We start from the raw sequence: 7,987 nt of genomic DNA on the forward strand, positions 1-7,987 counted from the left end.
GAGATGACCACCCGCTTCGCCATCTGGGACGAGATCACCGGCGCCACCGCCCTGCCCGCCGCAGCGTAAGCCATGCCCCCACCCGACCCCTACACGCCCTGACGCGCCCTCAATCGATCAACACCACACCAACGTGACAACGCCCTCGGGACACCGGTGCACGGCCGCTCAAGTCCCACAGGCATACGGTGCCGTCGAAGCTCGCCGAGGCAAGCAGTGGTCTCCCGTCGGCTCCGTTGAACGCCAGCAACCCGGTCACGCCCTTGGTATGGCCGGCCAACTCATCGACAAGCCGTCCCGTTGCCGGGTCGTACAGCCGGATCACCTCACGGCCCTCGGATGCGGACTGAGCCGTGGTGGCCACGACCGGCTCACCGGTCGGCCCCTTTGTCACAGCAAGCGAAGAGCCACTGGGAACGTCGATTCCGCCTGTCTCCTCACCCGACTGCAGATTCCACAGCCGTAGCCTCAACTCCCCCTTATGAGCGGCCACCACCGTGTCGCTGCCGGGCAGGCGCTGCAACGCGATGACACTGCCCGTCCCCCGCTTCAGCGCGGACTCCAGAGACTCGTCGAGATCGACGACCGACGCGTCACCGGCCCACTCGACGGAAGTCTCGGCCACCCGTTCTCCTGTGGCGGGATCCCACAGCCACGCGAATTCCCCCTCGCTCGTCCCGCAGGACAACAGCTCCCGTCCCGTTCCGTCTCGTACGACGGCCAGCTCATCCGGAACCCAGCTGGCCAGAACGGGCAGTGGCGGTCCAACGGGAGCAAGGGTCCCCTCGTCCCACAGACGCACCGTGCCGTCGGACAACAACGTGGCCACCACGAAGGTGCCGTCCGCCCGCCGCACCCGGCATGCACGCGCACAGCGCTCCCCATGCGTTCCCTTGAAAACACGCTGCCTGCAGGTTGGTATGAATTCCTGCATGATCAGATCATCCGGCATGGCTGCACTGTAGCCACTTGCACTGACACGCCATCGCCGATCATGAACTGGCCGATATCCCGCGAAAAGGCTGTCCCCGGCTGATCCAGCTTGACGGGGGTATAGGAACGGCTCAGCCGTCGGCTGGCGCCGGTTTCCTCGGCCAGTTGGGGGTGGCGCCTTTCCTGGCCAGGCGCCTGGTCATGAGGGTGATGGCAGCCCAGGTGATCAGAGTCTCGGAGACCGTCGCGGACCCGGCCGCGGCGAAGGCGCCGGACCTGATCGGACGCGACTTCACCGCGACCGCGGTGAACGCGAAGTACGTCGGCGACATCACATACTTGCCGGTCAGCGGCGCGAAACCGCTCTATCTCGCGACCGTGATCGACCTGTGTTCACGCCGTCTGGCCGGGTGGGCGATCGCCGATCACATGCGCACCGAGCTCGTCATCGATGCCCTCCAGGCTGCCGAGCGGACCCGAGGGAGCCCCCCAGCGTTACCCCGAAATCCGAATGCGCCAGCCCGAACGGGTTTGGAATCATTCTGCAATGAGCCACAGTCTCGAACCGCTGGTCATCCAGCACACCCATCATCTCCCTTCACCCGCGGGCCCACCGGGCGAAGGCGACGTCGCAGCACGGCAGTTCGACGCTGCGCTGATGTCCGTGGGCTTCAAGCTCTCGGCGGCCCTGCTGGAGCACCTGTCAGGGCTGTGTGAAGCCACGGTCGTCGAGACCGCCGCGCGCGCCCTGGGCGCTGTCCGGGAGATGGCCGGAGACCATGTCGAGCACAACGTCTACTTCGTTGACTTCCCGGCCAACGTGCCCGACACGTTCGACTTCTGGATGGGGTGCGTCGCCGAGGCCCTCGCCGACTACGCGTCCCGTGACCGCACGGTCGCCCAACTGAGCAGCGGTGTACTCGACCTGCTGACGCTCCCGTCGTACGGCAACTACCGGCACACGTACGCCGAGATGCTCGCTGCTCATGACGAGCTGATCGCCGCGGCGGGCGATCGCATGACGGTCCTCCACCTCGGTGGTGCCCTGGAGGACGAAGTCACCGCCCTGTACCTGGCCCTGGCCGGGAGCACCACGCCGCTGGGCGCCGACGACCTGCGTTCCCTGGCATCCCTCGCCGAGCACTGCGCGGGCGGTCCTCAGCCCGACGCGATCCCAATCCGGGAGAACCGCGCCCTCGTCAACCGGGCCAGCCTGAACGCCGGTGCGGATCTCGTTCTGGACACCGTCACCGATGTGCTCCGCCTGGCCTGCGTGTTGTCGGGCGGTGACGTGACTTTGCAGGAGCCGACTCGTTTCCGAGCGCTGTCCCGTCCGGTCCGGCGCGCCCTGCTCGCGGGCCTCGACTCCGTCGTCGCCACGGCTCCGGCCAAGCTGGCCGACGTCGCCGCGCATCGCGAGGCGTTCAAGCGCCTCGGCGAGCGCCTCCACCCGCACGAGTACCCGCACCTGCCGTACGCCGCCGACGTGTTCGCCGTCGCCCGGGGCGAGAAGAAAACCCGGTCGCACAACAGCCGTGTCGAGCAACTGCTCGGCACGGGCGAGGTCACCGGGGCGGCGGAACTGCTGAAATCCGCGCCCGGCACGCTGTTCCGTTACCTGGACCGACTGCTGCGCGCGGCCCGCACCCAGGACGGGCGCGATGCCGTCGTGGCCGCCGCGGAGCAGGTGGCCCCCATGGTCTCCGGCCGGGTCGTACTGTCGGTCCGCGAACACCTCCACAACCGCGTGGCGAAGACCGACGGAAACCGTGTCTTCGTCAACCGCCTCGGCCGCGCCTGGGTCACCTCCGACGCCCGCCCGCCCGTGCCGCCGAAGGAGTGCAAGCGCCTCTGCGCCGCCCTCGACGCCGAGATACGCCGCCGGCTGCCAGCCCCCGGCCATCTGCTGATCGACCCCGACGTGCTCGACGTCGCGCTCCCGCTCAGCGGTAAGGCGACCGCGTCCGGCCTCGGCGTACTGCCACGGGGCTCCGTTTCCCCGGTCCAAGGCGAACTGCTGCGCTTCTTCGTCCACTGGAAGCAGAGGCAGAAGGACACCGACTACGACCTTTCGGCGCTGATGCTGGACTCCGACTACAACACCGTCTCCTGGCTGTCGTACACCGCGCTTTCCGACATCTGGGGCGAGCACTCCGGTGACATCACCGAAGCGCCCCACGGGGCCTCTGAGTTCATCAACCTGCGTCTGGGCGCCGTGCGGGGAACGTTCATCGTCCCGCAGGTCAACATCTTCGAGGGCGAGGGCTTCGAGCAGGTCGAGGAGTCGTTCTTCGGCTTCATGCTGCGCGAGGACGAGCAGGAGGGCCAGCCGTTCGAGCCGCGCACCGTGCGCATGAAGTCGGACCTGCGCGGGCCGGGCAGGGTCGCACTGCCGCTGGCGTTCCATCGCGGACCCAACGGCCAGTGGCACGCCACGTGGCTGCACCTGTACCTCAAGGGGCATCCGTCGGCCAACCAGGTCGAGGGAAACCAGGTCTCGGTCGCGACGCTGCTGCGCGGCATCGTGGAGCGCGACAGCCTCACCGTCCGGTACCTCACCGATCTGATGTCCGACGACGCCACCACGGTGGCACTCTGGGACGGCGAGACGGCCCCAGACGGCCCGGTCACCTACATCGGCTTGGAACGCCTTGAGGGCCTGCACCCTGATTCCCGGGTTTTCACCCCGGAAAATCTGCGCGACCTGATCCCCGAGTGACTGATACCGTTGACCGTGGTGCGAGGCCATGAAGGGACTTCCTTCTCACACTTAGAACGGACGCTTCGGCGCCCTGGATTTAGCCCCTTCGCTCTCCTCGCCCTCGACACAACAACCCCCGAGGCGCCGAACTGCGCCTCGGGGGTTGTTGTGTCGGCGAATACTCATTGACGCCCCATGCGTTCTATCAATCGGTCGTGGCCACGCGACTGTGGTCGAGGCCAATAGGCGCCCATGACCCGGTTCTGGGGCAATCCCGGTGCCCGGTGGCGGGGTCAGACGGCGCGGTGCTCGGGGCGCAGGTGAGACCGCGGGGCAGGAACTGGCTGGTGTCGTCCGGTCCGAGTCCGAGGGCGCGGGAGATGACGGCTCCTTCGTCGTCATGGACGAAGCCGAGCAGGACCTTGCGGCTGGCGGGGTCGGCCATGGTCCGGCGGGCGGCTTCGACGGTGTGGGCGACGCAGCCGGTGGTGCCGTCTTCGACGATGTCCCGGCGGGTGGAGTCGTCCCAGACGTTGAGCTGGAGGTGGGCGCCTTCGGTGGAGCGGTCCTCCTTGGAGTCCGCGCCCAGGACGCAACGCCCGAGCAGGGCGGCGTCGGCGTGGCGCTGGAGGTAGACGGCTTTGCCCAGGAGGCGGTCAACTTCCTTCTCCGTGTTCTCGCGCGCCTTCTCGTGACTGACGAGGGAGGTCTTCGGGTCGTGGGGCTGTACCCGGATCTTCAGCGCCGACAAACCGCGGGCGAGGTCGTCGGCGACGCTGAGCAGGCTCACGAGGTTCACGTCGCCGCGCTGCGGGGCGGGGGCAGTTCGCCCTGCGCCGCCCACCACCCCAGTCCGTGGCGGGCGCGTTCGCCGGGCAGCCGCCCGTGGTCGCGGACGTACTGGTCGGTGATGCCCTCCAGCGCCTGCTCGACTCACGCCCGATCCCGTGGGGCGGGCAAATACTGCGCGCCAGCTCGTCACGCACGACCTGGAAGAAGACCTTCGGGCACCAGTGCGCCATGAGGCGCTCCGACGTATCCCCGGCTGAGCCGGGAGGAACTTGGAAGGAGGTTCCTGGGCCTGATGACTTACCCGATCCGGAAACGGTGACGGGACAAGAACATGTCAGGAAACTGGCGGCCGTGCCGAGACGCTGCGGGCGGTGCGCCAGGGGGCCCGCGTGACATGGCGAAAGCTGGATTGCCTGAACCCCAATCTCCAGCGGAGGCAACGAAGACTCCACCGGCAAGGCGTCCGATGCCGGTGTCGTCGTCTGTGGCGGCTTGATGGTGTGGTCGCCGCACCTTCCGGACGTCGACGCGACGCTCAATCAGGGCGTTCAAGGAGATGAGTGGGGCGCCTACATCACGCTGTTACGTACGTCGGAGACGAACATGGGATCGCCTACGGGACGCGAGGGCGCTGTCACGTTGTTGAGGGTGTGAGTGCCTGATGGTGTGTCGGGTGTGGTGGGGCCGGGTTCCGGCTCCGTGCTCAGGCCGCGGTAGGCAGGCCGGTGACGCCGGTGACCTGATCCCGGCTGGCGAAGCGGATGGTCATCTCGGTGCGGTATTCGCTGGCGGTCATCAGGTGGCGGCGGGGCCTGAAGTGGGGTGAGATGCCGCTGAGCGCGGACAGGAACTGCTGGGCTCCGCCGACGGAGTGGAAGCCTTTCATGGCGCGTTCGCGTTGTCGGGTGGGCTGGTGGCTGTTCTCTGCCCGGTTGTTGAGGCCCTTGTGGGAGCGGTGCTCGACGGAGGGTATGACCTCGCGGTGGGCCGCGCCGTAGGAACGGGGCTTGTCCGTGACGACCACCCTCGGCACGGCCCCGATTCCCTTGAGGAGCCGGCGGAAGAACCGCCTGGCCGCAGCGGTGTCCCGCCGATTCTGTACGAGAATGTCGAGCACGTTGCCGTCCTGGTCAACGGCCCGCCGCAGGTACTTCTGCTCTCCGTTGATCTTGATGAAGACCTCGTCCAGGTGCCACTTGTCGCCGGGCCGGGGCCGTCGGCGGCGCAGGCCGTTGGCGTAGGACTGCCCGAACTTCAGGCACCAGCGGCGGACGGTCTCGTGGGAGACGATCACGCCGCGCTGCAGCATCAGCTCCTCGACCTCGCGGAGGTTGAGCGGGAAGCGGAAGTACAGCCACACGCAGTGCGCGATGATCTCGACTGGGTACCGGTGCCCCTTGTACGGCGGCGGCGTACTGCCCACGGACAACCCCCTCCACCATGATCAACCCGAAGATCATCCCACCCGGCCAGCCAACGTGACAGTGCCTGTTCTCCGGCTCGATGACCCGCAGCTTCACGAACTGCGCAAGCAGTGCCGGGTCCCGGGGCGTGCTGAACTTCAGCAACTCCTGCGCGGGCACACTCGGCCCCCGCACACCCTCCGAAACTTCCCGCTCAGCTTCCGCCTCGCCTCCCTCCGGGTGCCAACTGCCGCTGCGGATCCGGGGATCGGCGAGGTGCTCGATCGTTTCGGTGTCGTGTGCCCGCAGCGCTGCGAGGACCTTCGCGAGGGTTCCGTAGGCGTCCGAGGTCAGCATTTCGTCCGGTGTTTCACCCGGAGCGAGGAATACCGGAACAATCAGAGAAGCAATCTTCCCTTCCCCTGGCTTGATTCGCAGGGCCCGTCCGACCATTTGCACGATATCGATCATCGACCCCCGCGCATCGCAGAACGCGACGGAATCACAATTCGCCGTATCGACACCCTCACCCAGCACCTTCACCGAGCTCAACACCCGCAACGCCGCCGGCACCAACCCCTTCCCCGACCGCCGCCCACCCCCGCTGCGCCCCCCGGCACCACCCTCGACCGCCTGCGCCTGACCCTGGTCCGTGATGGTGTCGGAGGCGAACTCCTCCAGGACGGCACGGCGGTGGGTGGGCGGGTGTTCGCCGTACAGCCAGTTGGCCCATACCCGCCCAGGGTCCGGGTACCGTCTGGGGTTGTTTTCCCAGAGCTTCCGGGCTGCGTCGACGACTCCTGTGGCCATGGCTTCGGCTTCACTGACCCGGCTGTGGAACGTCAGGACCTTGCGCAGGTTCTCCTGGGCGGCCGCGGTCACGAGCCCGGCCTGCAACGCGGCGAGTCGTGCTCCGCGTGCGGCGTCCGACCCGTATCCGGCTTCCTGGCGCAGCTGATGGAACTCGGGATCGGAAATATCGACGCATACCACCTGATACGGGTCTACCAGGCCCCGGCTCACCGCCTGTGAGAGCGTCAGTTTGTACGCCACGGGCCCGAACACCCGCGACCCCGGATCCATACTCGCGATCAACCGCGGCGCACCGGACTCACCACTCCGAGCATGCTCGGGCGCCTCCCAGATCCGCGCCGTTGCCGTCATGTACAAACGGCGGGTCGCCGGCATCTTCGTCTGGTCGTGCACCGCGGCCCACGCCTTACCCGCGTACCCACTGGTGCGGTGCGCCTCGTCGACGACCATCAGGTCAAACGGACCAAGGCCGGCAGTGTGCGCGTTCTGGAGGATGCCGAGGCCGACGGCGGCGTATGTGGCGAACACCGTGACACGCTCCAGACCCCTTACCCAGGAGACGAGTTCGCCAGGGGCGGTCGTGCACGGCACACCGTCGGAGTCGTCGGCCCGGAGCGAGCAGACCCCGACCATCGCCCCCGTACGGCCTCCTTCCCGCCATGCGGCCGCGGTCTGGGTCAGCAGATCCAGTGTCGGCACCAGGACCAGGACACGCCGCGCGCCGAGTTTCTCGGCGGCCGCGACGGCGATCAGGGTCTTCCCGGAACCGGTCGCGGCGACGACCTGGGTCCGCAGGCCCTCGGCCGGCAGGTGCCCGCTCGCAGGTGTCTGCAATACCCTCAGAACCGCGTCGACCGCCTCCACCTGATGCGGAAACAACTCCTTCAGCATCACCAAAACTACCTCTCATCGACCGCTTCAGATATATTTCCAAGCCAGAAAAGACCCGGATCCCTGTGCAGCAAAATGCATTTTTCAGCGACAACCAAGACACAGACAATCGACCCCAGGGACAGCGGCAGGGCGTCGGCTCACACTCCTTAATCTAGCTGGGCATCAAAAGTGACGCACACCGACCACAGAAGTGTTTCCGAACCGCCAGTCTGTCATCTGCGCAGGGCCGTTCCTGTCAACCCCTGAACCCTCCTGACAGGGACTCAAGGGACCAGAGATCAGGCAGGAAGCCCCCATTCCTCACGGCCCGTCACCGCACTTCCCAGCAAGCCACCCCAACCCGTAGCCAGCCCAAAGGCCGTGCGGAGCATGGCCCGCCGCCCGGATCGCGGAGCGATCCGGGCCACAGTCAACGAAGTTGACTGCCCGGGCCACGGAGTGGACCGGCAAC

At 67.3% G+C, this 7,987-nt stretch carries 4 protein-coding genes and 3 pseudogenes; 2 read left to right on the forward strand and 5 right to left on the reverse strand.

Annotation, left to right across the window (positions count from 1 at the left end):
- Positions 1-109: 109 nt before the first annotated feature.
- Positions 110-952, reverse strand: coding sequence for a hypothetical protein (locus ABZY11_RS40990; protein ID WP_356484045.1), 843 nt, complete (start codon positions 950-952; stop codon positions 110-112).
- A gap of 118 nt (positions 953-1,070) precedes the next feature.
- Positions 1,071-1,172 (reverse strand): annotated as a pseudogene (locus tag ABZY11_RS40995) (IS5/IS1182 family transposase); the annotation flags it as partial.
- Position 1,173: 1 nt separating this feature from the next.
- Here ABZY11_RS40995 and ABZY11_RS41000 point away from each other — a divergent pair.
- Positions 1,174-1,416 (forward strand): annotated as a pseudogene (locus ABZY11_RS41000) (DDE-type integrase/transposase/recombinase); the annotation flags it as partial.
- 64 nt (positions 1,417-1,480) lie between these two features.
- Entirely contained in the window at positions 1,481-3,652 is a 2,172-nt protein-coding gene (locus ABZY11_RS41005) for a TerD family protein (protein ID WP_356484046.1), read from the forward strand.
- 187 nt (positions 3,653-3,839) lie between these two features.
- Here ABZY11_RS41005 and ABZY11_RS41010 read toward each other — a convergent pair whose 3' ends face one another.
- From ABZY11_RS41010 to ABZY11_RS41020, 3 genes and pseudogenes are all read right to left on the reverse strand, one after another.
- Positions 3,840-4,433, reverse strand: coding sequence for a hypothetical protein (locus ABZY11_RS41010; protein ID WP_356484047.1), 594 nt, complete (start codon positions 4,431-4,433; stop codon positions 3,840-3,842).
- A 696-nt stretch (positions 4,434-5,129) separates the two neighbouring features.
- Positions 5,130-5,855: an IS6 family transposase gene (locus ABZY11_RS41015; RefSeq protein ID WP_356484048.1), complete on the reverse strand. Its 726-nt coding sequence runs from the start codon at positions 5,853-5,855 to the stop codon at positions 5,130-5,132.
- A gap of 412 nt (positions 5,856-6,267) precedes the next feature.
- A pseudogene (locus ABZY11_RS41020) lies at positions 6,268-7,533 on the reverse strand (DEAD/DEAH box helicase family protein); the annotation flags it as partial.
- Positions 7,534-7,987 lie beyond the last annotated feature (454 nt).

This window comes from Streptomyces sp. NPDC006510, assembly GCF_040611955.1.
Taxonomy (GTDB): domain Bacteria; phylum Actinomycetota; class Actinomycetes; order Streptomycetales; family Streptomycetaceae; genus Streptomyces.

What these genes read in the sequence shown, in the direction of transcription:
- ABZY11_RS40990 (WP_356484045.1), bottom strand. Translation starts at nt 952, where the DNA reads ATGCCGGATGATCTGATCATGCAGGAATTCATACCAACCTGCAGGCAG.
- ABZY11_RS41005 (WP_356484046.1), top strand. Translation starts at nt 1,481, where the DNA reads ATGAGCCACAGTCTCGAACCGCTGGTCATCCAGCACACCCATCATCTC.